General features: G+C 39.8%; 24 protein-coding genes. 17 read left to right on the top strand and 7 right to left on the bottom strand.

Annotation, left to right across the window (positions count from 1 at the left end):
• Positions 1-109 precede the first annotated feature (109 nt).
• The 9 genes from R2Q78_RS03695 to R2Q78_RS03655 all read left to right on the top strand — a co-directional run bounded on the left by R2Q78_RS03695 (position 110) and on the right by R2Q78_RS03655 (position 10,991).
• Positions 110-3,541 carry a TonB-dependent receptor gene (locus R2Q78_RS03695; RefSeq protein ID WP_316788988.1) on the top strand — a complete coding sequence of 1,144 codons (3,432 nt, stop codon included), beginning with the start codon at positions 110-112 and terminating at the stop codon, positions 3,539-3,541.
• Between the two features lie 21 nt (positions 3,542-3,562).
• The gene (locus tag R2Q78_RS03690; RefSeq protein ID WP_316788986.1) at positions 3,563-5,383 is read left to right on the top strand and encodes a RagB/SusD family nutrient uptake outer membrane protein; all 1,821 of its coding nucleotides are present in this window, start codon (positions 3,563-3,565) and stop codon (positions 5,381-5,383) included.
• A gap of 99 nt (positions 5,384-5,482) precedes the next feature.
• Entirely contained in the window at positions 5,483-7,036 is a 1,554-nt protein-coding gene (locus tag R2Q78_RS03685; RefSeq protein ID WP_316788984.1) for a beta-N-acetylhexosaminidase, read from the top strand.
• 60 nt (positions 7,037-7,096) lie between these two features.
• Positions 7,097-8,968: a M1 family metallopeptidase gene (locus tag R2Q78_RS03680; RefSeq protein WP_316788982.1), complete on the top strand. Its 1,872-nt coding sequence runs from the start codon at positions 7,097-7,099 to the stop codon at positions 8,966-8,968.
• 55 nt (positions 8,969-9,023) lie between these two features.
• Positions 9,024-9,227 (top strand): hypothetical protein, encoded by a 204-nt coding sequence (locus tag R2Q78_RS03675; RefSeq protein ID WP_136836168.1) that lies wholly within the window; start codon positions 9,024-9,026, stop codon positions 9,225-9,227.
• A gap of 13 nt (positions 9,228-9,240) precedes the next feature.
• Positions 9,241-9,540 carry a hypothetical protein gene (locus tag R2Q78_RS03670; protein WP_316788980.1) on the top strand — a complete coding sequence of 100 codons (300 nt, stop codon included), beginning with the start codon at positions 9,241-9,243 and terminating at the stop codon, positions 9,538-9,540.
• Between the two features lie 47 nt (positions 9,541-9,587).
• On the top strand, positions 9,588-10,271 hold the full coding sequence (locus R2Q78_RS03665) for a pseudouridine synthase (protein WP_316788978.1): 684 nt from the start codon (positions 9,588-9,590) through the stop codon (positions 10,269-10,271).
• Positions 10,264-10,656, top strand: coding sequence for a (deoxy)nucleoside triphosphate pyrophosphohydrolase (locus R2Q78_RS03660; protein ID WP_316788976.1), 393 nt, complete (start codon positions 10,264-10,266; stop codon positions 10,654-10,656). Before R2Q78_RS03665 ends, R2Q78_RS03660 begins: the two co-directional genes overlap by 8 nt.
• Positions 10,657-10,694: 38 nt before the next feature.
• Entirely contained in the window at positions 10,695-10,991 is a 297-nt protein-coding gene (locus R2Q78_RS03655) for a Dabb family protein (RefSeq protein ID WP_316788975.1), read from the top strand.
• Positions 10,992-11,044: 53 nt separating this feature from the next.
• Here the strand turns inward: R2Q78_RS03655 and R2Q78_RS03650 are convergent, their stop codons facing one another.
• The 4 genes from R2Q78_RS03650 to R2Q78_RS03635 form a co-directional block, all read right to left on the bottom strand.
• A complete protein-coding gene (locus tag R2Q78_RS03650; RefSeq protein ID WP_316788974.1) occupies positions 11,045-11,251 on the bottom strand; it encodes a hypothetical protein in 207 nt (68 codons plus the stop codon).
• A gap of 159 nt (positions 11,252-11,410) precedes the next feature.
• Positions 11,411-12,583, bottom strand: a complete 1,173-nt coding sequence (locus R2Q78_RS03645) for an MFS transporter (RefSeq protein ID WP_316788973.1) — start codon at positions 12,581-12,583, stop codon at positions 11,411-11,413.
• A gap of 107 nt (positions 12,584-12,690) precedes the next feature.
• A complete protein-coding gene (locus R2Q78_RS03640) occupies positions 12,691-12,906 on the bottom strand; it encodes a hypothetical protein (RefSeq protein WP_316788971.1) in 216 nt (71 codons plus the stop codon).
• A gap of 111 nt (positions 12,907-13,017) precedes the next feature.
• Positions 13,018-13,209, bottom strand: a complete 192-nt coding sequence (locus R2Q78_RS03635; RefSeq protein WP_136836161.1) for a cold-shock protein — start codon at positions 13,207-13,209, stop codon at positions 13,018-13,020.
• A 121-nt stretch (positions 13,210-13,330) separates the two neighbouring features.
• Here R2Q78_RS03635 and R2Q78_RS03630 point away from each other — a divergent pair, with 121 nt between their 5' ends.
• The 3 genes from R2Q78_RS03630 to R2Q78_RS03620 all read left to right on the top strand — a co-directional run bounded on the left by R2Q78_RS03630 (position 13,331) and on the right by R2Q78_RS03620 (position 15,076).
• The gene (locus tag R2Q78_RS03630; protein WP_316788966.1) at positions 13,331-13,702 is read left to right on the top strand and encodes a DUF2784 domain-containing protein; all 372 of its coding nucleotides are present in this window, start codon (positions 13,331-13,333) and stop codon (positions 13,700-13,702) included.
• A complete protein-coding gene (locus R2Q78_RS03625) occupies positions 13,699-14,790 on the top strand; it encodes a GNAT family N-acetyltransferase (RefSeq protein WP_316788964.1) in 1,092 nt (363 codons plus the stop codon). Before R2Q78_RS03630 ends, R2Q78_RS03625 begins: the two co-directional genes overlap by 4 nt.
• Positions 14,791-14,884: 94 nt before the next feature.
• Complete coding sequence (locus R2Q78_RS03620; RefSeq protein ID WP_316788962.1) at positions 14,885-15,076, top strand: hypothetical protein; 192 nt, start codon at positions 14,885-14,887, stop codon at positions 15,074-15,076.
• A 4-nt stretch (positions 15,077-15,080) separates the two neighbouring features.
• On the opposite strand, the gene R2Q78_RS03615 is transcribed toward R2Q78_RS03620, so the two are convergent.
• The gene (locus R2Q78_RS03615; protein WP_316788960.1) at positions 15,081-15,326 is read right to left on the bottom strand and encodes a hypothetical protein; all 246 of its coding nucleotides are present in this window, start codon (positions 15,324-15,326) and stop codon (positions 15,081-15,083) included.
• Between the two features lie 120 nt (positions 15,327-15,446).
• Between R2Q78_RS03615 and R2Q78_RS03610 the strand changes: the two genes are divergently transcribed.
• The 4 genes from R2Q78_RS03610 (at position 15,447) to R2Q78_RS03595 (ending at position 19,983) form a co-directional block, all read left to right on the top strand.
• Positions 15,447-17,324: a gamma-glutamyltransferase family protein gene (locus R2Q78_RS03610; RefSeq protein WP_316788958.1), complete on the top strand. Its 1,878-nt coding sequence runs from the start codon at positions 15,447-15,449 to the stop codon at positions 17,322-17,324.
• 43 nt (positions 17,325-17,367) lie between these two features.
• Positions 17,368-18,021, top strand: coding sequence for a hypothetical protein (locus R2Q78_RS03605; protein ID WP_316788957.1), 654 nt, complete (start codon positions 17,368-17,370; stop codon positions 18,019-18,021).
• Between the two features lie 27 nt (positions 18,022-18,048).
• A complete protein-coding gene (locus R2Q78_RS03600) occupies positions 18,049-19,077 on the top strand; it encodes a glycoside hydrolase family 18 protein (protein ID WP_316788956.1) in 1,029 nt (342 codons plus the stop codon).
• Positions 19,078-19,158: 81 nt separating this feature from the next.
• Positions 19,159-19,983 carry a hypothetical protein gene (locus R2Q78_RS03595; RefSeq protein ID WP_316788954.1) on the top strand — a complete coding sequence of 275 codons (825 nt, stop codon included), beginning with the start codon at positions 19,159-19,161 and terminating at the stop codon, positions 19,981-19,983.
• A 12-nt stretch (positions 19,984-19,995) separates the two neighbouring features.
• On the opposite strand, the gene R2Q78_RS03590 is transcribed toward R2Q78_RS03595, so the two are convergent.
• Both R2Q78_RS03590 and R2Q78_RS03585 read right to left on the bottom strand, forming a co-directional pair.
• On the bottom strand, positions 19,996-20,844 hold the full coding sequence (locus R2Q78_RS03590) for a prephenate dehydrogenase (RefSeq protein ID WP_316788952.1): 849 nt from the start codon (positions 20,842-20,844) through the stop codon (positions 19,996-19,998).
• Between the two features lie 29 nt (positions 20,845-20,873).
• Complete coding sequence (locus R2Q78_RS03585; protein WP_316788950.1) at positions 20,874-22,022, bottom strand: pyridoxal phosphate-dependent aminotransferase; 1,149 nt, start codon at positions 22,020-22,022, stop codon at positions 20,874-20,876.
• 209 nt (positions 22,023-22,231) lie between these two features.
• Here R2Q78_RS03585 and R2Q78_RS03580 point away from each other — a divergent pair, with 209 nt between their 5' ends.
• Complete coding sequence (locus tag R2Q78_RS03580; protein ID WP_316788949.1) at positions 22,232-23,140, top strand: sugar phosphate isomerase/epimerase; 909 nt, start codon at positions 22,232-22,234, stop codon at positions 23,138-23,140.
• The last annotated feature ends 88 nt before the right edge of the window (positions 23,141-23,228 follow it).

Below are 23,228 nucleotides of genomic sequence, written 5' to 3'. Positions count from 1 at the left end.
AGCACCCCTGGCTTATAATTTGGATCAGACAATTAATTACATTCACTATAAACTGAACTTGAAGGTTCATTCTATTGCTTTCATTTCTTAAACCAAACTAATCAAATGTATGAAAATTTACGATTTTAAATCGTACTGGGCTTCCAGTATGGGCAATAAAATTATATTAACCATGAAACTTACAACTGTATTGTTGTTGACGCTATTATTACAGGTAAGTGCTAAGAGCATTGCACAAAAGAAAGTAACTCTTTCTGAAAAAAATGCAAAACTTGAAACAGTACTTACGACAATAAAAAACCAAACGGGTTATAATTTGGTGATCATTTCAACAAATATCGATTCAGCCAATCCCGTTACCATAAATATGAAACATGCCTTATTAACGGATGTTTTAAACCAGTGCTTTTTAAATCAACCGCTGACTTATATCATCGATAATAAAACTATTATTGTGAAGGAGCGGCAGATACCTGTCACAAAAAGAAGTATCGTAGCATTTAAGGTGTCAGGTACGGTAAAGGATGAGTTAGGTTTACCTATCGCTGGCTTAACTGTACGCGTGCTTGGTACGCAAAAGGCGGTGCAAACTTCAAATATCGGCCGATATACTATTGAAGCAGAATTGAAGGATAGCCTTGAATTCGCTTATATAGGTTATAAAACGCAACACATTCTGGTAAATGGTTTAGACGATATAAACGTGGTGATGCGTGGTGATGAAAATAACCTGAAAGATGTCGTAGTTGTTGGCTACGGTGCACAGAAAAAGGAAAGTGTTGTCAGTTCCATAAGTACAGTAAAGGGTGAGCAACTGAAATTTCCAACCAGGAGCTTAACTAACAACATCGCAGGTCAGGTTTCTGGTTTAATTGCGATACAGAGGTCAGGAGAACCAGGTTATGACAATTCCGAATTTTGGATCAGAGGCGTAAGTACATTTGCCGGAGGTAGTGCTGCTCTCGTTTTGGTAGATGGAGTGCCAAGAAGTATTAATGATATTGAACCTGATGAGATTGAAACCTTTTCGGTACTTAAAGACGCGGCTGCAACTGCGGTTTACGGTGCTGAAGGTGCAAATGGGGTTATCTTAATTACTTCCAAAAGAGGCAAGACACAAAAAGCGATAATTTCCTTTAGAACAGAGCACAGTATCGTAAAGCCAACTCGTTTGCCGGAATTTGTTGGTTCTGAGGAATATATGACTTTGTTCAATGAAGCCCTTTATAATGATGGTATTGCACCATTATTTACAGAGGAACTGATTTCAAAATACAGGAACCGTGTCGACGCTGATCTTTATCCAAATACCAACTGGATAGATGAGATGCTAAGAAAAACAACCGGTAACCACAGGTATACTTTAAACGTGAGGGGCGGAACCGAAAAAGCGAAATATTTCGTATCTGGAGCTTATTTTGGTGAAAGTGGTATTTTTAAAGATGATCCGGGAGAAAAATACAGCACTAATATCGGTATCAAAAGATTTAACCTGCGCAGCAATATTGATTTGGAAGTCAGCAAATCCACAATAGTTAGTGTTGATCTAAGCGGGCAATACCTGCTGGCAAATTATCCCGGAATTGGTACAGGTACAATATTCAGACAAATGCTTATTACACCCCCGCATACCTTCCCTGCGGTTTATAGTGATGGCACAATAGCGACCTATCTTCAGGAGCGGGATTCGCAAATGCGTAACCCCTTCAACTCACTGATGAATTCCGGTTATGCAAAAGAATGGAGAAGCGGAATACAATCGAACGTCCGTCTGAACCAAAAACTGGATTTCATCACCACTGGATTGGCACTGAAAGGAAATGTGAGTTACGATTATGATGGTACTTTTACTTCTACCAGAACTTATAACCCGAGCAGATATAATGCTACCGGGCGAGATGCAAATGGAAAGTTGATTTTCTCTAAAACATTTTCGGGTAATCCGGATCTTACTGAGCCCGCCGAAGGAAACAGTGCAAACAAAAAGGTATACATTGAGACCTCTTTAAATTACAACAGAACGTTTGGCAAGCATGCACTTGCTGCTATGGCATTATATATGCAAAAGGAGAGTCAACTACACAATCAGGCTTTGGCCTTTAGAAAACAAAGTGTGGTGGGCAGGCTGACATACGCTTTTGACAATCGTTATTTTGTTGAAGGCAATTTCGGGTACACTGGTAGTGAGTCATTTGCCAAAAGCTACCGTTATGGATTCTTTCCCGCTTTGGGACTAGGATATCAGGTGTCAAATGAGTCCTTCTATCCAGAGGCATTAAAGCGCGTAGTTTCTAACCTAAAATTAAGGGCGTCCATCGGTCGTACCGGAAATGACAATACCGGTGGGGATAGATTTTTATACAGACCGCTTTATAATTTTGCTGCTGCAACATTTAGTCAGGGGATGACTGCTTCCGGTGGTACAAATGCCTACGGAGCAGGGATAACAGAATCCCGTTTTGAAGCGCCATACCTTGTATGGGAGATTGAAGACAAGCAAAACTATGGCATAAATATGGGCTTGTTCAATAATAAAATTGAGATTGTCGCCGATTATTTCACTTCTGAAAGATCAGGGATTTTGTTGCCAAGAAGAACCATACCTGCAGTTGCAGGCTTCAGATCCGCACCATATGAAAATTTCGGTAAAGTAAAAAATGGCGGGTTTGATGCCAGCATCGACGCAAGAGAGAGTTTTGGGAATTTCAAATTGAGCACCAGGGGTACTTTTACATTTGCCAGGAACAAGATTACAGAATATGATGAATTGAAAACTCCTTATCCCTGGATGGCGCTTACCGGCACACGTGTAGGAGAGAATACGCTCTATATTGCTGATGGTCTATATAAGACCGACGATTTTATTGCGACTGACAATACCAATGGTACAAAATCTTATACGCTTAAACCGGGTTTACCGGTGCCAACTTTAGGTGGTAAATTGGGTCCAGGGGACATCAAGTACAAAGATTTAAATAACGATGGCAAAATTGATGGTTTTGACAGGCAAAGAGGTGGTGTATCAAATCCCTCCAATCCGGAGATTGTTTATGGATTCGGCTTTAACGTAGAATATAAAGGGTTTTATGCAAGTACTTTTTTTCAGGGAACTGCAAATACATCAGTCATTTTCGGTTCGGCAATCCCAGAGGGATGGCACCCGTTCTCATGGGGAGTAGACCAATCCAGCTACCGGACTTTTGCAACAAACAGGTGGACCGAAGCCAATCAGGGAGAAGGTGTTTTAATGCCAAGAATCCATAGTGCTAACGTAAACAATGCGAATAATACAGTGGCAAGTACATTTTGGTTAAGAAACGGTGCCTTTTTAAGATTAAAAAATGTGGAAGTGGGTTATAACATACCAAAACCATTATTGAGTAAATTGAAAATTCAATCAGCAAGGCTCTATGCGATGGGCTATAATCTCGGTGTTTGGGATGACATTAAATACTACGATCCTGAGCAAGGTGGAGCCAATGGTGGAAATCCGTATCCGATTACGAGTACCTACACATTTGGCTTAGAATTAACATTTTAAAGGAACTTAACATATATAAAGATGAAATTTAATTTATCAATTATTATATTCTTTGTAATAACAGGCTTGACGTCCTGCAAGAAATATTTAGATGTCTCTGATGAGTTGGCTGGTGGACTTACATCTACAGACCAGGTTTTTCAAAACCCGGCATACACCAGACGTTGGTATGCAAATGTAATGTCAGGAGTTGCAGATTATTCCGCTATTATTGGCGCCAATGGAATAGGTAACCCATGGACAGGAATGAGTGATGAAATTGCAACAGGTTACGGAGATGTGGCAAATTACAATATTTCGCCAAAGAATTCACTGAACTCAAGTTTTCAGCGCTGGGAACTACTTTATCAATTAATCAGACAAGCAAATATTTTCCTTGAAAAAGCAAAGCCAATACCAGCTTCCGGAACTGATGCAGATATGTTAAACGATGTTGAATTTAAAATGCTTAAATCCAATGTTTTGTTTATGAGGGCATATTATCATTATCTGTTATTTGAACAATATGGACCTATTCCTATTGTTACAGCATCACTAGAACCCACGGCGAATTTGGATTTGCCCCGTCAATCTGTTGATGAGGTTGTAGCGTTTATCAATAAGGAATTAACAGATGTCATTCCGTCGTTGCCACAAACGGCTATAACTGATGAACTCTACCTTGCAAATCCTACAAAGGGAGTTGCCCTTGCTGTAAAAGCAAAATTATGGATGTATGCAGCAAGCCCATTGCTAAATGGAGGATACCAACCGGCATTAGGCGTCGCGAATAAAGATGGCAAGAAGCTATTCCCGGTAAAAGACCAGACCAAATGGAATAAAGCAATGGCTGCTACCAAAGAATTAATCAGCTTTGCTGAACAGGGTAACTACGAACTTTATAAGGCGTATACAAATAATGTTTTAGATCCGGAAAAGTCGGTCTATGATTTATTTCAGGTTTACAATAAAGAGATTATCTGGGCAACTGCTAAAAACGGATGGGGAGGTATGGATGGTGACTTATTGGATCGAAGATCAACTCCAAGAAGTGAACCTAACGGATTAGGAAACACTGCTGTTCTACAGGAATTGGTTGATGATTTTTACATGAAAGATGGGCTGCCGATTAATAACTCCGGGTTTTTACCGGCCTCGCCCTTATATACTGAGACAGGTAAGAGCTCTTATAACGGAGTGAATGTGTCAAATATGTGGATCAACAGAGAGCCAAGGTTTTACAACACCGTTTTTTTTGCCGGCAGGAAATGGCATGTTACCAATAGAGAGATTAACTTCTATAAAGGTTCGCCAAATGATAGAAGCGGACAGTCTACTGTGAGTGGTTATATGCTTTACAAACGATTTAACAGGAAGGTGCACAAGACCAGTCCTGGTGTAGCTGCTGTATTCAGACCATCAATAGTGTTTAGATTGGCGGAGTTTTATTTACTTTATGCAGAGGCATTAAATGAAGTAGAACCAGGTAATGCAGATGTGTTGAAATACACAAATCTTGTGAGAGAACGCGCTGGGTTGCCAAATCTTCAATTGTTAAACCCTGCTTTGGCAGGCAATCAGGAATTGCAAAGAGAAGCCATCCGTCGTGAAAGCAGAGTAGAGCTTTGTACAGAAGGACAGCGTTACTTCGACGTTAGAAGATGGATGATTGCTGAACAGTCAAGTGGCAAAGATAAACAAGGAGGCAATTTTTACGGGATGAATATGGACGGAGATGCAACTACATTTTTCCAGCGTACGCTAGTTCAGCAGCGTGTTTTTGAAACCAAACAATACCTCTACCCAATACCTTATAATGAACTTGAAAAAAGCAAATTATTGGTTCAAAATCCAGGATGGTAATTGAAGTTTATTAGTAATTAACCTCTGATTAAGGCGGCCGTGATGTCATGGTCGCCTTTTTGATATATTTACATTTAATTTTAAAGGACATCCGCGTTTATGAGAATATTAAAAATCACGACTGCCTTCATATTGCTTACCATCGCGCTGAAAGCGCAAACTATTTTACCAACACCTAAAATTTTCCAACTAAAACAGGGGAATTTTATTTTGGGATCTAAGGTGCTGGTGGCTATTCAAAACAAAAATAGTATGGTGCTGCCTTACCTTTCTAAAGAGGTTTTAAAAAACACTCAAATGAGCGTAGCAACTGCAAATACGAAAAAAAAGGCAGATATCGTGTTTATCACAGACCGTACCTTGAAGAACGAGGCATATCTGCTTGATATCAAACCAGGCCAGATTGTGATCAAAGCAGCCGGAGATCCTGGTTTTTTCTATGCCGTTCAGTCAATTTATCAGTTACTGTTAAGTAATAAGTCTGGACAGCTTCCGTGTGTTTACATTGAAGATGAGCCAAAGTTTCAGTTGAGATCTTTTATGTTGGATTCAGGGCGGCAATATCAGAAGGTGGCGACGATCAAAAAGTACCTTGATATGATGGCAATGCTAAAAATGAATACCTTTCACTGGCATCTCACGGAGGGATTGGGCTGGAGAATAGAGATTCTAAAATATCCCAAACTGACGAGTAAAGGAGCATTTGTAGATGGAGCAGCCGAACGTCAGGGTTTTTATACCCAAAAAGAAATACGGGAACTCATTAAATATGCAGCAGCAAGAAATATCAACATTATTCCCGAAATTGATATGCCAGGACACGCAGAAGCCGCATTGATAGCTTACCCGCAATTTAGTTGTTTTGGAGATACCATCAGGTTAAAAGAAGGACAAGGATTTTCAGACAATATCTTCTGTGCCGGAAAGACCGGAACCTTAGCCTTTTTAAAAGATGTATTGGATGAAGTATGCGACCTTTTTCCTTCTGCTTATATTCATGTGGGTGGTGATGAAGCACCTAAGGCAAACTGGAACAGGTGTTCTGATTGCCAGCGTGTGATCAAATCTGAGAAGCTGGAAAATAGTGGGGAATTACAATCTTATTTTTCATCACAGATTGCTAATTACTTGCTTTCAAAGAATAAAAAGGCTGTTTTTTGGGAAGATGTAATGTATCATGATAAATATAGATTGCCAAAAAATGTGGTGGTTCATTGGTGGAACTGGAGGGGTCATAAAGATGAAGGCATGAAAAAAGCTATAAAATATAACCACGAGGTAATTAACGGTACGAATTATTATACCTATTTGAACTTTCCGGTTTCTCCATGGAGAGGATACGAGACAGACCGGACATTTGATATCCGGGACGTTTATGAAAATAATCCGTCTGCAAAAAATACAGACCCCAATTTGACGCTAGGTATGAGTACAGCCTTATGGACGGATTATAATGTAACGGAAGATAAAATCGACAGGAGATTATTTCCGCGCATATTTGCACTGACTGAACAAATGTGGCACAAAGGGGAGGCTCTTCCTTTTGATCAGTTTTATAATAATGTACAAAAGATCAGGAGTAATTTCGAGAAGAAGCGGTATCAATTTGGGCCTGGTTTGAAAAGCGAAGTCCAGACAGATTACCAGTGGTAAAATAAGATATCCTCTTTTATAACAGGATATCTTACTTTTGTTGGAAAGCTTATTATCCTTATGAAAAAATTACTCTTCTTTATCCCGGTTTTAATGATCTTATCCTGCAAACAGAAAACTCAGTCTGAAGATGGGCAAAATAACGACCCTCATTCATTTTCAAATCCTGCTGAAGCTGTAGTAAAGCATTTGGATCTTGATATCAAAGTAGATTTTGAAAAGCAGCAAATTGCTGGTAAGGCGGTATGGACAATAGAGAATAAGACCGGCGTTGATGAGATTGTTTTTGATAACAGTGGGTTGGATATAGAGAAAGTTACGCTTGGGAGGGAAGAGAAAAAAACGACCTATAAAACCGGACCGGAAAAGAAATACATGGGCACGGCGCTGCAGGTTGCGATAACTCCTGAAACAAAACAGGTAAATATTTATTATAAAACCGGTAAGGAAGCCAGTGCTTTACAATGGCTGAATCCTCAGCAAACTGCAGGTAAAAAACATCCTTACCTATTCACTCAATCTCAGAGCATTGCAGCCAGGAGCTGGGTTCCTTGTCAGGACAGTCCTGGTATAAGGTTTACTTATAATGCGAAAGTGTCCGTACCCAAAGAATTGCTGGCATTGATGAGTGCTGAAAATCCACAGGTAAGAAATGAAACCGGTACTTATGAATTTAAACAAGTTCATCCTATACCATCGTATTTGCTGGCGCTTGCAGTTGGTGATATTGTATTTAAATCTGTAGATGATCGTACCGGAATTTATGCAGAACCTTCGGTATTGGACAAGGCTGTATATGAGTTTGCAGATATGGGCAAAATGGTGCATGCTGCAGAAAAGTTATATGGTCCTTACAGATGGGGCAGGTATGACTTGCTGGTACTTCCTCCGAGTTTTCCGTTTGGCGGAATGGAAAATCCTAACCTGACTTTCATCACACCTACGGTGCTGGCCGGCGACAGGTCGTTGGTGAGTATCATCTGTCATGAACTGGCACATAGCTGGAGCGGCAACCTGGTGACTAACCGCACATGGAATGATTTCTGGCTGAATGAGGGTTTTACCAATTATTTTGAACGCAGGATTGACGAAGAAATCTTTGGCAAGAATGAGGCTGCTATGCAGGAGGTGTTTGCAAAACAAGCACTGGAAGCTGCGGTAAAGGATATGGGGGCTGATCAAAAAGATACGCATTTGAAAACTGATTATACAGACCGCAGTCCTGATGAGGGCACGAATGATATTGCTTATGAAAAGGGATATTTCTTCTTACGTACCATAGAAGAGGCAGTAGGGCGAACAAAATTTGATGCTTTTCTGCGAAACTATTTTGATAGTCATGCTTTTCAGTCATTGTCTACGGAAGAATTCTTGGCAGACCTAGATAAAAATCTGATCAAAGGTGATACTGAACTGGCAAAGAAAATAAGAATAAAGGATTGGGTGTATGGCCCTGGTATTCCTTCAAATGTGGTCGCGGTAGGTTCGGAACGATTTAAAGTAATAGATGGATTGATCGCTGGCTGGAAAAAGACAGGTTCTGTGAAAGGACTAAGTAAAGAGATCGCGTCCAGCAATGAGAAGAAGTATTTCATCAGTCAGTTGCCGACAGACCTGACTGCTGCTAAGATGGCTGATTTGGATAGGGAGTTTAATTTTACAGGATCTGAGAATACGGATATTCAGCTGAATTGGTATACGCTGGCAATCAGATACCACTATACTTATGCAGATGCAAGAATTAAAGCTTATTTGCTTGAAAATGGACGCATGTGGCACATTATTCCTTTGTACAAGGAAATGCTGACTACGCCAGAGGGTGCAAAAAGGGCTATGGCAATATATATAGAAGCGAGGCCTAATTATCATCCTTTGACTTATCAGACTATAGATGAAATATTAAAGGTGAAAAATATTTCAGGTTTATTGTAGCGTTTTGAGGTGTTGATACGTCTTATGATCACAGACTAACCAACAATTTAACGTAATGATGAACTCAACCGACTCCAAGTTTTTAGTGATAGACAGTGATGATATGACACAGGTAGAAAACCTTGCTGTGATGTTTCCTAAGCTTACCAAGCTGATCCAAAGTAACGAGAATAAGAATTTTGTCATTAACTTTAAAGACGGGGAACGATCGCTGATTGTGATGGTCGTATCTAAAAACAAAATCCCTATAGCAAGTTAAATACGAAATACTCATGAAAAAGATATTTATTTTATTGATGCTCGGCCTTGCTGCGGCAGGATGCAGCAGTACTAAACAAGCCGGTAATGCAAATCTGGTAGAACTAAGTGGTAAACTTGAAGAAATGGGGATGACTACTTTTCAGTATGGAACTCATAAGCTGGTTTCAGGAGATAAGACTTATGCCTTAAAAAGTAAACTGGACCTGAATAAATACCTCAACAAAAACGTAAATGTAAAAGGGACAAAGGTATCTGGGTATCCTGTTGAAAATGGTCCTGAATTTATTGATGTGACTGCTGTCGCCGAGTAAAATTAGCGGGATTGATTTTTTAAGCTATCTTCGCGAAAAAAATAAACATGCTTGAAATTGTATACCAGGACGACCATTTGATTGCAATTAATAAACCTCATGGTTTACTGGTTCACCGCTCATCTATCGCAAATGATGCCAAGGAGTTTGCATTGCAGCTTTTGAGAGATCAGGTAAACAGGCATGTCAGTCCGGTTCACCGTTTAGATAGAAAAACCGGAGGCTTATTACTTTTTGCTTTTGAAAAGGACGTGGAAATAGCCATGCACCAGCAGTTTCAAAATGGCGAGGTTATAAAAAAATATCTGGCGATCCTGAGGGGATATGCGCCGGATAGCCTGGAAATAGATTATCCACTGGCTAAGGAAAATGGCACAATCCAGGATGCTTTTACCGCATTTGTTACGTTGAAACGTTCTGAAATAGACGTTGCATTTGGTAAGCATCCGACTTCGAGATATTCATTGGTGGAAGCAACGCCTACCACGGGAAGGATGCATCAGCTGAGAAAGCATTTTGCGCATATTTTTTATCCGATTATCGGCGACCGTAAACATGGCTGCAATAAACAAAATAAGTTTTTTAAAGAGCAGTGGGAGATGACCACCATGTTGCTCCATGCTTCGGAGTTGCAGTTTAAACATCCTGTGACCGGTGAAAATATTCATTTAAAAGCAGAGGTACAGGACGAGTTTAGACGCGTAAAACAATTAATGGGTTGGGATGATTGAGGTAACCTGTGCGATAATTACAAATGAAGAAGGGCAGGTGCTGGTGACACAGCGGAGTGCCAATATGAAGCTGCCTTTAAAGTTTGAATTTCCCGGTGGAAAGATAGAAACAGGGGAGTCTGCTGAACAATGTTTGTTGCGGGAGGTAAAAGAGGAACTGAATCTGGAAATAGAAATTGTATCGTCTTTATCTCCGGTCATTTATCCTTATCCCGAATTTTCTATCCGTTTAATTCCTTTTGTTTGTTGTATCAAGTCTGGTAATCTGATCCTGAGAGAACATGCATCCTCTGGCTGGCGAAGTGTAGATCAGTCTTTACTGGATTTGGACTGGGCTGCTGCGGATATTCCTATAGTCCGGGAGTTTTTGAGTATCGGAGCATAAACCCGTATTCATTATATTTGTTAAAAAAAAATAGAAAAATGATAGTTCACCACGTTTTATTCTGGCTTAAAGCCGACACTACTGAAGATCAAAAAGCCGCATTTCGTAAAAGCCTTGAAACGCTTGAAAACATTGAAGTTGTAAAAAACTTTCATATTGGTACACCGGCCCCAATATCGCGCGCAGTAGTTGATACTACTTATACTTTTTCATTGACCTTATTCTTCGAAGATCTTGCAGGGCATGATGTTTATCAGGTTCATGATCTGCATAAGGCATTTTTAGATGAGTTCCGCAGTACCTTTGATAAGGTAATCATCTACGACGCTCACTAAGCAAAATATTGGCATCCTGTTGGCATTATTGTCGACAGGTATTGCCTCATTTGTTATGCCATCTGCTCACAATGAAAGCCCTTTTCTTTTAAAAAGTGGTTTACCACATCAGCGCAAGGTACTGAAGTAAATATTCTAAGGATGCGTTCTTCGAATGCAAATAACCAGTTTTTCTCTCCAAACAGAAGATTAAACAAAGGAGCAATATTGATCAGGTCTTTATTGCCCTCTACGGAAGTTTTAAAAATAACCATATTCATCGCTTTACTTTTTAGTTGTTATAGAAATCTGTACTATTAATTTTTACTAAAGTTGCCTGATTTTAGCAAGCATTTCTATAGAACAAAGGCTGCTTCAAGTAAAAGGGCGGTGAATGGCGAAAAATAATCGGTAAAAAAGACTGGTAGTGTATCGACTTTTTAAATTGAAGCTTTTGCTTTATAAAAGAACTGTAAATAAACTAATGCAACTAGGGTAATGCCTGTACAATAATAGAACGTTACCGGTATCATTCTTATATCATCAATAAATAACCCTCCTGCAAGCAAGGCTCCTAAACCAATTCCGGCTTCTAATGCAATATACATGGTGGCCATAGCTTTTCCTCTTTGTTTAGGCTCGCTGAGATCGACTGTCCAGGCTGTGGCCGTAGGTGATAACATCCCGGTTGCTACGCCATACAGAGCCGAAGCAAGCATCAATACGAAAGAAGAATCGGCAAGGGCAATTGCGGCCATTGAAATGGCCAGCAGGAATAATGAGATTTTCAGGATCAGCGGTCTTCCATAATTGTCTGATGCTTTTCCTGCCACAAATCGGATCAGTAAGGAGGTGAGCGTAAAAACCATAAAGAATAATCCTTTGTTGCTGGTTCCGAGGTGAGCACTCCAATCTGAAATCACAGTAAGGATGGCCCCATAGCTAATGTAGCTTAGAAAAATAATAACAACGGCAGGCATTACTTTCCACTCTATGATGTCTTTTCTATTGATCTTTAAATGGGTGGGGTGAAATTTTTGCTTGTCTGGCAGGGTTTCCTTCATGTTGGCCAAAATGACAATAGACAACAATGCGAAGATGGATGAACAATAAAAAAGAACATTTATTGAATAGTGATCGGTGATGGTACTCCCAATGGCAGGACCTATTGCAAGTCCGGTACTAAAACACACCCCGTGAACACCCATAGCTTCTCCCCATTTTCCGGCGGGAACGAGGTCGGCCACATAAGCCGCTGTGGCTGTGGGTTTGAAGCCGGTGGAGAATCCATGAATTAGCCTCAGGAAAAGAAAACCTGCAACTGTAGTAAGCAGAGGATAAAGAAATCCGCAAAGAAAACATACGATAGAACCAACTGCCATTACAGGTATGCGACCTATGGTATCTGTAAGTTTCCCGCTGAAGGGCCTCGAAATACCTGCAGTCAGCGTGAAAAGTGCGATGATGAGACCTTTGTATTCTGCTCCTCCCATTTTACTCAAATAGGCAGGCAGTTCGGGAATGAGCATGTTAAAACTTGCAGAGAAGAGGAATGAACTTAGACAGACTAGCCCGAATTGTAAGGTGTAAATGGTATCAGCAGGTTTTGACATGAACTGGGAGGTATTGCAAATGATGTTGCAAATATAACCAAAACAACGGAGCTGCTTGTTTGGCAGAAGTCATATGAGGTTACAGATGTTGATTTTATAAAATAAAATCAGGTCGATTTTTTAGAACTTATCAGTATCACGACACCAGCGACCAGAATGATACCACCTACATATGGGGGCCAGTTTACGCTTTTTTCTTTATCTGCTGAGATCTGGATAGGACCGGCATCAACTACTTTTTCTTTTTTTGTATAACTAAAGCCTGTCCAGACAAGCATTAAAATGCCAAGGACAATCATAATCAATGCGATGCTTCTGTTCATAACGTTGTGATTTAGGTTCGGTTAAATAACAACGCTTGGATATGAATGTTTTGAAATAAAAAAAGCATCCTTTATGGGGATGCTTTTTATTAATTTATAAAATGAGTTTAATTAACTGATCTTAACATTAATTGCGTTTAAGCCTTTTTTACCTTGCTCAACGTCATAGCTTACTGAATCATTCTCACGAATGCTATCGATTAAGCCTGAAGTGTGTACAAAAATTTCAGCATCACCATTAGCTGGGATGATAAATCCAAAACCTTTTGTCTCATTGAAAAACTTTACTGTTCCTTGTTGCATTATATTGTAATTTAATTATATACAAATGTACAATTAATTTATTGAAAATCAGTAATATATTTATTTTGCTTGTTAATAACATATTTGTCGACCTTTATTATACTGATATGAAACCCTAATTATGAATCATTTGCTCGACGTGCTGTTTACTTTTTTACATCTCATTATTATTGGATTTAACCTTTTTGCCTGGATATGGAGACCTACCAGAAGATTGCACCTGATTGTCGCCGGACTTACATTAGGGTCGTGGTTTATACTAGGTATATGGTTTGGAATAGGCTATTGTCCGGTTACAGACTGGCAATGGAAAATTAAAGAAAGCCTTGGGGAAACCAATCTTCCGAATTCATTCATAAAATATTATGCAGACAAAATCAGTGGCTTAGATATTTCTTCTGATGTTATTGATGCAATAACCGTAATAAGTTTTTTATCTGCTATATCTTTGTCAGTATACTTGAACTTTTTTAAGAGGAAACAGCAACAATGAAGGTATTTGCAGAAACAGACCGTATTATATTGAGAGAAATCGTAATGGGAGATGCTCCTGCGATGTTTGAAATGGACTCAGATCCTGAAGTACACAGGTATCTGGGTAATAATCCGGTGAAGACCATCTCAGAAATTGAGGATGCTATTCTATTTATTAGGAAGCAATATACCGATTTCGGAATAGGCAGATGGGCAATAGTTGATAAAGCTACGGGTGAATTTTTGGGCTGGGGAGGTTTAAAATACCGGACAGATACGGTGATAGGCCATACAGGATTCTATGATGTTGGGTACCGTTTGCTCCGTAAATTCTGGGGAATGGGCTATGCTACAGAGTCGGCTAAGGCTTCTGTGAAGTATGCATTTGAAAAATTGAAGCTTGATTCGGTATATGCGATGGCTGATGTGGAGAATGCTGCTTCCAGAAATGCGCTCTTAAAAACAGGGCTTAAAATAACAGCCCAACTCGATCATGAAGGGACTCCCTGCGATTGGTTTGAACTCAGCAGGGCAGAATGGAATAAGCAAAACTGTATCAGGCAAGCATTATCAACCGATGCGCCGAAAATTGCTGAACTCATTATTGCTGCTATGGACGATCTGGCTTTAAAATTTTCAGGAGCTGCAGAAGCACAGGGCGCAATTCCTTTATTTCAGCATTTCGCCGGACTTCAGGGCAATCAATATAGTTATGAGAATGTATTGGTTTATCAGGATGAAGACGATGTTTGCGGGATCATTTGTGGTTATGATGGAGCGGATCTTGAATCTTTACGTAAACCATTTTTGGATTATATAAGAACAGAATCAGGAATAGTTTTGGACCCTGAATTTGAAACCCAGGCAGGGGAGTATTATATCGACAGTCTGAGTGTGGCCCCTGATCAGCAGGGAAAAGGGATTGCAAAAAAACTAATTATTGCGTTGATTGGAAAGGCGCGATCATTGGGACATAAAAATGTAGGCTTGCTGGTAAATGTGCATAATCCTAAAGCTAAAAAATTGTATCTGAACCTGGGATTTGTAGTGGTAAATGAAAGGAAGTTTATGGGAGGTGATTACTTTCATATGCAATACCTTGTGTAACAAAATCTTATTCGCTAAAAGAAAACCAATTGTCCGTGATTTTTGTTAAATTGACGATAGCAATTAGTAGCTATACAATTTAAAACCAAATATTATGGAAAATCAGGAAATCAGATCAATGCTTGAGGTTATCGATCAACAGGTAAGTTCGTCTATTTTAGGAGGAATGGAAGAACAGTATGAGGAACTGGAAGCGCTGGGGTATGTAATGATCAACAGGCATTCTATTCAGCACTGGGCTGCTATAACGCCAAAAGGGCAGGAGTTTTTAAACCAGCACGACTAACTATTTACTTTACCTGATTTTCAAGGTAAGTATTGAGTATATTCTTCAGGTACACTTCAGGCTTAGGCATGGTAACTACGGTTCCAGGTTCTTTATCCTGTGACTGTTTAATGTAGTTTGCTTTTATTTTGCCCCAGTCTTTTGAGTATAGCTGGATAAAAGTATCAACGAATTGTTTGTCGGTATAATCCTTTGGAAGCTTACTTAATACAACTGCTATTTTCTCTTCTTTTCTATGTAATACTGCCATGGTAATAAATTGTTATGTCGACAAAGTTACAACAAATTTCAGCCTTATAAAGGTTGTAAAAGTAAATCCCTGATTTATTTCTTTAATTTGTAGTGGAGGCAATAAGCTTTTCAACTGATTATGAAATACATATGTTTGTTTTTTTTAGGCTTGATTGCCACATCGTTATATGGTCAGCAGACACAGAAACCAGTTTTGCATGGTCGCAACTGGATGGCCATCACAGGTAAACCCCTTGCTGCAACGGCGGGAGCAATTACTTTTCAAAAAGGAGGGAACGCAGTGGATGCTGCGTGTGCTATGCTGGCGGCCACATGCACCATGTGGGATACATTGAGCTGGGGAGGAGAGACCCAGGTGTTGATTTATAATCCTAAAACAAAAAAAGTGATAGCGATCAATGCTATGGGATTTGCGCCTACTGGTGCTACTGCAGATTTCTTTAAAAACAAAGGATACAATTTCCCTCCTGAATACGGGCCTTTGGCCGCAACCACACCTGGAACTCCTGGAGGATTAATTTATATGCTTGCCAATTATGGCACCATGAGTCTGGAAGAGGTATTGGCCCCTGCAATTCAAATGGCAGGAGGTTATCCTATTGAAGCTCAGGCAGCCAATTATATTGAACGTCAAAAGGACCTGATCAAAGAATGGCCATATAGTAAAAAAGTGTTTTTAACCCATTCAGGAGAAAAAAGGGAAGCTCCGGAAGCTGGAGAGATTTTTGTGCAGAATGATCTGCTGAAAACATTAAATAAAATGGTTGAGGCTGAAAGAAATGCATTAAAGAAAGGCAAAAGCCGGAAAGATGCATTGATGGCTGCTTATGACCGTTTCTATAAAGGAGATATAGCAGAGGAGTTTGTGAGGGGATGTCAGGAGCAGGGTGGATTGATCACTATGCAGGATTTGGCAAAATGGAAACCCGTTGAAGAGGCTCCTCTGATGGTGAATTACAAAGGAATCGATGTCTATAAGCTTCAGCAATGGACTCAGGGACCAGTTATGCTCCAGGCACTGAATATTCTGGAGAACTTTGACTTGAAAAGTATGGGATTCAATAGTCCGAAATATATACATACCATATATCAGGCGATGAACCTGGCGTTTGCAGATCGTGATTTCTATTACGGTGATCCCTACAAAAAGCCTGAAGAGCCTATAAAGGGATTATTGAGTAAGGAGTATGCTAAGCAAAGGGCTTCATTGATCAGGTATGATAAAAACGATGCAACTATAGGTCCAGGTAATCCTTATCCTTTTCAAGGACTTTCTAATCCCTATATCAATCTGCTGAAAAACAGGGGATATGAGATGGATACCACTAAACGTAATTTTGCGCCTAAGCATGATATGGGTAATCATTCGATTAAGGAGGCATATGAGGATAGGTTGTGGCGTGGTACTACCTCAGTAGAGGCGGCTGATAAAGAGGGATGGGTAGTTTCTATCACCCCAAGTGGTGGATGGTTGCCGGCCTGTATTGCGGGAAATACGGGAATTGGTATGAGCCAGAGGATGCAGAGTTTTGTACTGGATTCTGCAATAAATCCTTTTAATGTTGTAGAGCCGGGTAAGAGACCAAGAGTTACGCTTTCTCCTTCACTGGCTTTAAAAGACGGGAAGCCTTTTCTTTCTTCGGCTGTTCAGGGTGGGGATACTCAGGACCAAAACCTGTTACAGTTTTTTCTCAATGTTGTCGAATTTGGGATGAATGTACAACAAGCCTCGGAAGCTCCTAATATCAATTCAAATCAGTTATGGCTTTCATTAGGAGGAACTAAAACTTCCGACAGAAAACCTAAACCTGGTCAGTTACTGCTGAACAGCAATACGCCGGAAGCTGTGCGTAAGGAAATGAAAAAGATGGGTTATACGCTTAGTTTTGCTGAACGAACAAGTGGACCGATCAACGCTATTTATTTTGACTGGAAACACGGAAGTCTTTGGGGTGGTTCAAGTAATCATGGAGAGGATTATGGAATAGGATGGTAATGTGCATCCTTGTAAAAAGAAAACCATAATTTAAAAGAACAACATGAAGAAAACGCTCCTAATGCTAACGATGTTTACCGTTACAGTTTTAATGGCCGATGCTCAATCGACAACATCCAAAGCCGATACTTTGCAATCGCAAATGTCTAATTTCCAGAAAATACTGGGAGAAACAAATATGGCATTTAAAATGCCGGAGGGAGCGGTTGAAATCCCAATTGTAAAAAATGCTCAGATGCATTATGAATATGCGGTGAAATTTCCAGATAAAAACCTGGAAGTTCGCTATTCCGTTGCACCCCTAAAAAAGAGAATGGAGGAATTCAGAGAAAGAGAAAAGAACAAGAAACCTGGTGAAAACGTTCAGAACCCAAATGCTAGTTCAGCAGCGATTTCATATGCTGTGGCACTGAACATCGGTGGAGGAAAAATGGATACTACAATTAAATTCGGACCTTTTCGCCCGGATGCTGTAAAGAAGGAGTTTGGTGCCGACTGGGGTGGCACTACCTTAGCAAAACTCCATAAATCTTTCGGTACAGATTATACCAATTGTATTATGGTTACACTTCATAAGAATGACATTGCTGATGCATATATATTCTATATGGGCGACAGTAGAGAGAATTTGATGAAGCTGTTTGCAGAATTAGTAAGTAAGAATGGTGTTTTTTATGCGCTAACATTCAAGCAGTAATGCTAACTTTTTATTAGCTTAGTAGGTATGAAGACCATTTATTCGGCTTTATGCCTGCTATTCATCACCATTGTATGTTTTGCTCAACAGCAACAAAAATCAACTCCAAAAGTAAAGGCTGGCAATAGGGTAATTATAGCCTATGTGACCGCACGTGGAAATGTAATGCCTGATCCTGAATATGTGACACATATCAATTACGCTTTCGGACATGTATCCAAAACTTTCGACGGAGTGGTTGTCGAGAATGAAGCCCGGTTAAAACAAATAACGGAATTGAAGTTAAAATATCCTAAACTTAAGGTTTTGCTTTCGATAGGCGGATGGAAAAGTGGCAGGTTTAGTGAAATGGCAGCCTCCGTGGAAAATAGAGGAAAGTTTGTTGATGACTGTGGACGTTTGGTTAAGGAGTTCAATCTCGACGGAATTGATATCGACTGGGAATATCCAACGAGTTCGGAGGCAGGAATATCATCTTCTCCGGACGACACGAAAAACTATACGCTGCTGATGTCGGAGATCAGGAAAAAGATCGGTAAGAAGAATTTGTTGACACTAGCCTCTGTTTCGGATGCAAAATACATTGATTTCAAGACGATTGTGCCTTTAGTAGATTTCGTTAATGTGATGACTTATGATATGGGACTACCTCCTTATCATCATGCCGGACTTTACCGATCGGAACATACCAAGACGATCAGTGTTGATGAAGGTGTTACTGCTCATTTGAATGCCGGAATCCCAGCAAATAAATTGGTGCTTGGAATGCCATTTTACGGACATGGAAAAGATCCTATCGCCTGGTATATTGATTATAAGAACATTGTCAAACTGGAAGGATATACCAGACAGTGGGATGATAAGGCCAAAGCACCTTATTTGACCGATCCCAAAGGGGAGTTTCTCTGTTCTTATGAAGATACTGAGTCTATCGGCATAAAATGTCAGTATTTATTAAACAGGGGGTTATTGGGCGCAATGTATTGGGATTATGCCGCAGATACGCCAGATGGCGTGCTGAGGAAGGCGGTTCATAAAGGGGTGTATGAAAAGTAATGGGTGATAATTATTTCATAATAATTATCTTTCATGAATTTTTTAGTTTGATTTTCTTTAACGCCATTTTTTTGCATAAATATGAATCCAATTTTTTCCAGTAAACTTATTGTGAAGCCTTTTGTTTTTATTTTCATCGTATTAGTTTTTACTTTTCAATCGTGTAAAAAAGAAGAAATAGCACAAAATTCCTTAAAAGGGAAACTCAAAATTGAGAAAATTCTTGGAGGTGGAGGTGGGGAATATTATTTTGGATATAATCCTGATCATCAAGTTTCAATTTTCGCACAGTCGTTTCAAGGGCGACGTATATCACAAGAACTTCCTAAATATAAAGATGGGTTTCTCACCGAAGTAGCAGTTGCAACTTTAGGTTCCTCAGATCAGATATTTAATCTCTTTCTGACAAAACTTTATAGTTATGAAAATAATAATGTTTCAGAGATCAAAGAAGTTTTGAAAGGTCAGGTCGTCTCCAACGGTTATACGCCTATGAATTATGAATTTGAATATGACTCGGAAAATAAATTAAAATCTCTGAAGCAAGAGCATGCAATTTTAGGAGAGAAAGAGCTACTACGTGAGTTATTTATTCAAACCGACACGAGAGGGAACATTATAAAATTAACTACTAAAGCTTACTCAGATGGAGTTTTAATAGGAACAATTGAAGGAGAATATGAATATGATGATAAAGTAAATCCTAAATATAAACTATATGACCCCGCTCAGATCCTCGAATATTTTTCTCCTAACAATTGGATTAAATATAAGGTTACACAGACAAGCGGCCCTGAAATCAAAATTTCAAGGTCATTTGAATATAATTCAGCTAATCTGCCTGTTAAAATTTATTCCGATGTTAGTGGAACAATGAAACTGAGCAATGAATACGAATACTATTAATACTCTTCCTGATTATTCTTTGCGGTTCAGTACATCCGTGATTTTATTCGCATTTTCCATCAATTCAGAAAGGTAAGCCCAGTTTTCTTTTTCAATGCATGCCTTGAATTTTCTAAGTTGAGTAATGTGTTCGTTTAACACATCGAGTACGTTTTCTTTGTTTTGCTGAAAAATAGGCATCCACATAGCCGGACTACTTTTTGCAAGCCTTACCGTACTTTCAAAACCCGCACTGGCAAGCTCAAAGATTGTATTCTCTTCCCTTTCTTTTTCAAGTACTGTGTTTGCCAGGGCAAAAGAGGTAATGTGGGAGATATGACTCACATAAGCTACATGGACATCATGGTCTTTTCCTTCCATATACACATTGTACATGCCAAGCAGTGTGTATAGCTTTTCTACAGTTTCTAGTGCATCTTTGTCACTTTCTGTTGCATTACAGATTACATTTGCACGTCCATCAAATGCATCTTCCGTTGCAGCCTCGGGTCCGCTGAATTCAGTACCCCACATTGGGTGGGTAGCTATATATCTGCCCCGTTTGGCATGCCCCTTTGCGGCTGCGAGGAGGGACATTTTCGTGGAACCTGTATCCAGAACGATCTGGTTGTTTATTTGATCCAATACCTGTGGCAATAGTATGGTACATGCACTGACTGGGGCACTTAATATAATCAGGTCACTATTTGCTATTGCTCCGCTCAAATCGGTTATTTCATCAACAATTCCAAGTTCGAGTGCTTTCTTTGTATGCGCCTCCTGATTGTCTACACCAAATACTTTCGAGGCAAAGCCTTTTTGCTTTAACACCAAAGCCATGGAACCTCCAATAAGTCCGAGGCCGACTACCGCTATCTTCATTGCTCAATTTAATTATTATATGCTGTATTTTACTTATTATTTATACGTGTTATGGCTTGCTCAAACCTGGAAATATCACCACAAAGGCTGATCCTGATGTAACGGTTGCCCTGACTTCCGAATATTCCGCCAGGGGTGAGGAACACATTTGACCCGTAAAGGACTTCATCACTTAAGGCATAGCCGTCTTCATAATGATCGGGGATCTTAGCCCATACAAACATACCGACCTGATTCAACGAATAATGACATTTGAGCATGTCGAGAATCTGATAAACCTTGGTTCTCCTTTCAGCATAGATGCTATTAATGTAATTGTACCAGTCGGCGCCCAGCCCTAAAGCTTTCGCAGCGGCCAGTTGAAGTGGCATAAACATACCACTGTCCATGTTGCTTTTAAACCTCAGTATTTCTTCAATCCGTTCTTTCGCACCACAAAGTATACCGATCCGCCATCCGGCCATATTATGTGACTTACTGAGCGAATTCAGTTCAAGTACTACTTCTTTCGCGCCAGGCAGTTTTAGCAGACTTACAGGATGGTCATTCAGTATGAAACTATAAGGGTTGTCATGCACAAGAAGGATATGATGCGCTTTTGCAAAGTTGATTAGTTTTTCAAAGAATCCCGTTTCAGCTTGCTGACCGGTAGGCATATGCGGGTAATTCACAAACATGAGTTTCACTTTGCTCAGATCCTGGGCAGCTAGTGCTTCCAGGTCGGGATGCCAGTTTTTTTCTTCTGTTAAATCATAACTAACTGCTGTTCCACCTGCCAGTTTAACAGCGCTTCCGTAAGTCGGATAGCCTGGATTTGGGATCAATGCTTCATCACCGTCATTCAGATAAGTCATACAGATGTGCATGATGCCTTCTTTTGAACCGAGCAATGGTAATATTTCCGTATCCGGATTAAGGATTACGTGGTACCATTGCTGATACCAATCCGCGAAAGCCTGTCGCAATGCCGGTATCCCTTTGTAACCCTGATAACCGTGTACGCCGGGTTTCGCAGCTTCTTCCTGCAATGTTTTAATCACTTCAGGATGCGGCGGCAAATCCGGACTGCCAATACCCAGGTTTATGATGTTCTTACCTTCTTTATTCAGGGACTCAATTTCCCTTAGTTTTTGGGAGAAATAGTATTCACTAATGCCCTCCAATCTTTTTGCAATCATGATTGAAATTTGTTTATCGAGGTCCGGTTAAAAACAGCGCATATGCCTGCTTTTAACTAAGCCTGTCAGTTTCAGTACTCCGGTATGATATTCGTAATTAACCCAGAAATAAGTTTCTAAATTTATAAAATATTGGGTAACTAGATAAATTATTGTTAAATATTTAATATTATAGTTTTACCTTGGTGTCATAATCAAAAATCACACAAATGAATATTATAAAACAAACTACTATTTTAACTAAATCAGCGAGCTTTACCGCTAAGATCTTTTCAGGGTTATGCCTGTTATTTTTACTAAGCAATTGTAAAAGCATGAATTCAGGCAGCGGTACGTCTGTCGCTAAAACTCCGGAGACTAAGCTCGGTTGGAAACTGGGTTCTCAGGCATATACTTTCAGACTTTATTCGTTTGCACAGGCGATAAGTAAGATCGACAGCTGTAACCTGAGGTATGTAGAAGCATTTCCTGGTCAGCAAATTGGAGGGGGTATTGAAGGAACAATGACACCTGATATGGATGTTGCCAAAAGAAAGGCTGTTTTGGAAATGCTGAAAGCTAAGAACGTAAAGATCGTTGCTTTCGGTGTTACGGGTGCAAATAGTGAAGCAGGTTGGAACAAGCTATTCGAATTCTGTAAATTCATGGGTATTCAGACCATTACATCAGAACCAAGCGAAAAAGATATTCCGTTGCTATCTAAACTTGCTGATCAGTATGAAATCAATATAGCTATTCATAATCATCCTGATCCTTCTCATTACTGGAATCCTGACGTGGTGCTAAATGCTATCAAAGGTCAAAGCAAGCGTATTGGTGCCTGTGCTGATATCGGTCACTGGTCACGTTCAGGCCTGAATCCGGTAGAATGTCTTAAAAAACTGGACGGTCATATTTTGCATTCGCATATGAAAGACCTCCATGTTAAAGGAAAAGGTGGACATGATGTACACTGGGGAGAGGGTGTATGTGATATACCAGGTGTTATCGCTGAATTGAAAAGACAAAATTTTAAAGGAGCAATTTCTGCGGAGTACGAGTACAACTGGCAGACCAACAGTAAGGACGTGGCTCAAAGTGTGGTGAACTTCAGAGAGATGGTTTCTAAAACCAAATAGAAACATCATGTCAGAATAATAAACGAAAGCCCCGGAATTTCCGGGGCTTTCGTTATTTTAAGGTCGTTTATTCTTATAAAAGTTTTAG

Source organism: Pedobacter frigoris (assembly GCF_032678645.1).
Classification (GTDB): Bacteria; Bacteroidota; Bacteroidia; order Sphingobacteriales; family Sphingobacteriaceae; genus Pedobacter; species Pedobacter frigoris_A.
The sequence above is the reverse complement of the archived record's forward strand: the minus strand, read 5'-3'. Positions and strand labels throughout refer to the sequence as shown.

What these genes read in the sequence shown, in the direction of transcription:
- R2Q78_RS03625 (WP_316788964.1), top strand. Translation starts at nt 13,699, where the DNA reads ATGAAGGTATTTGCAGAAACAGACCGTATTATATTGAGAGAAATCGTA.
- R2Q78_RS03640 (WP_316788971.1), bottom strand. Translation starts at nt 12,906, where the DNA reads ATGAACAGAAGCATCGCATTGATTATGATTGTCCTTGGCATTTTAATG.
- R2Q78_RS03690 (WP_316788986.1), top strand. Translation starts at nt 3,563, where the DNA reads ATGAAATTTAATTTATCAATTATTATATTCTTTGTAATAACAGGCTTG.
- R2Q78_RS03665 (WP_316788978.1), top strand. Translation starts at nt 9,588, where the DNA reads ATGCTTGAAATTGTATACCAGGACGACCATTTGATTGCAATTAATAAA.
- R2Q78_RS03620 (WP_316788962.1), top strand. Translation starts at nt 14,885, where the DNA reads ATGGAAAATCAGGAAATCAGATCAATGCTTGAGGTTATCGATCAACAG.
- R2Q78_RS03600 (WP_316788956.1), top strand. Translation starts at nt 18,049, where the DNA reads ATGAAGACCATTTATTCGGCTTTATGCCTGCTATTCATCACCATTGTA.
- R2Q78_RS03675 (WP_136836168.1), top strand. Translation starts at nt 9,024, where the DNA reads ATGATGAACTCAACCGACTCCAAGTTTTTAGTGATAGACAGTGATGAT.
- R2Q78_RS03580 (WP_316788949.1), top strand. Translation starts at nt 22,232, where the DNA reads ATGAATATTATAAAACAAACTACTATTTTAACTAAATCAGCGAGCTTT.
- R2Q78_RS03670 (WP_316788980.1), top strand. Translation starts at nt 9,241, where the DNA reads ATGAAAAAGATATTTATTTTATTGATGCTCGGCCTTGCTGCGGCAGGA.
- R2Q78_RS03650 (WP_316788974.1), bottom strand. Translation starts at nt 11,251, where the DNA reads ATGAATATGGTTATTTTTAAAACTTCCGTAGAGGGCAATAAAGACCTG.
- R2Q78_RS03685 (WP_316788984.1), top strand. Translation starts at nt 5,483, where the DNA reads ATGAGAATATTAAAAATCACGACTGCCTTCATATTGCTTACCATCGCG.
- R2Q78_RS03610 (WP_316788958.1), top strand. Translation starts at nt 15,447, where the DNA reads ATGAAATACATATGTTTGTTTTTTTTAGGCTTGATTGCCACATCGTTA.
- R2Q78_RS03660 (WP_316788976.1), top strand. Translation starts at nt 10,264, where the DNA reads ATGATTGAGGTAACCTGTGCGATAATTACAAATGAAGAAGGGCAGGTG.
- R2Q78_RS03615 (WP_316788960.1), bottom strand. Translation starts at nt 15,326, where the DNA reads ATGGCAGTATTACATAGAAAAGAAGAGAAAATAGCAGTTGTATTAAGT.
- R2Q78_RS03585 (WP_316788950.1), bottom strand. Translation starts at nt 22,022, where the DNA reads ATGATTGCAAAAAGATTGGAGGGCATTAGTGAATACTATTTCTCCCAA.
- R2Q78_RS03630 (WP_316788966.1), top strand. Translation starts at nt 13,331, where the DNA reads ATGAATCATTTGCTCGACGTGCTGTTTACTTTTTTACATCTCATTATT.
- R2Q78_RS03605 (WP_316788957.1), top strand. Translation starts at nt 17,368, where the DNA reads ATGAAGAAAACGCTCCTAATGCTAACGATGTTTACCGTTACAGTTTTA.
- R2Q78_RS03655 (WP_316788975.1), top strand. Translation starts at nt 10,695, where the DNA reads ATGATAGTTCACCACGTTTTATTCTGGCTTAAAGCCGACACTACTGAA.
- R2Q78_RS03635 (WP_136836161.1), bottom strand. Translation starts at nt 13,209, where the DNA reads ATGCAACAAGGAACAGTAAAGTTTTTCAATGAGACAAAAGGTTTTGGA.
- R2Q78_RS03645 (WP_316788973.1), bottom strand. Translation starts at nt 12,583, where the DNA reads ATGTCAAAACCTGCTGATACCATTTACACCTTACAATTCGGGCTAGTC.
- R2Q78_RS03695 (WP_316788988.1), top strand. Translation starts at nt 110, where the DNA reads ATGAAAATTTACGATTTTAAATCGTACTGGGCTTCCAGTATGGGCAAT.
- R2Q78_RS03590 (WP_316788952.1), bottom strand. Translation starts at nt 20,844, where the DNA reads ATGAAGATAGCGGTAGTCGGCCTCGGACTTATTGGAGGTTCCATGGCT.
- R2Q78_RS03680 (WP_316788982.1), top strand. Translation starts at nt 7,097, where the DNA reads ATGAAAAAATTACTCTTCTTTATCCCGGTTTTAATGATCTTATCCTGC.
- R2Q78_RS03595 (WP_316788954.1), top strand. Translation starts at nt 19,159, where the DNA reads ATGAATCCAATTTTTTCCAGTAAACTTATTGTGAAGCCTTTTGTTTTT.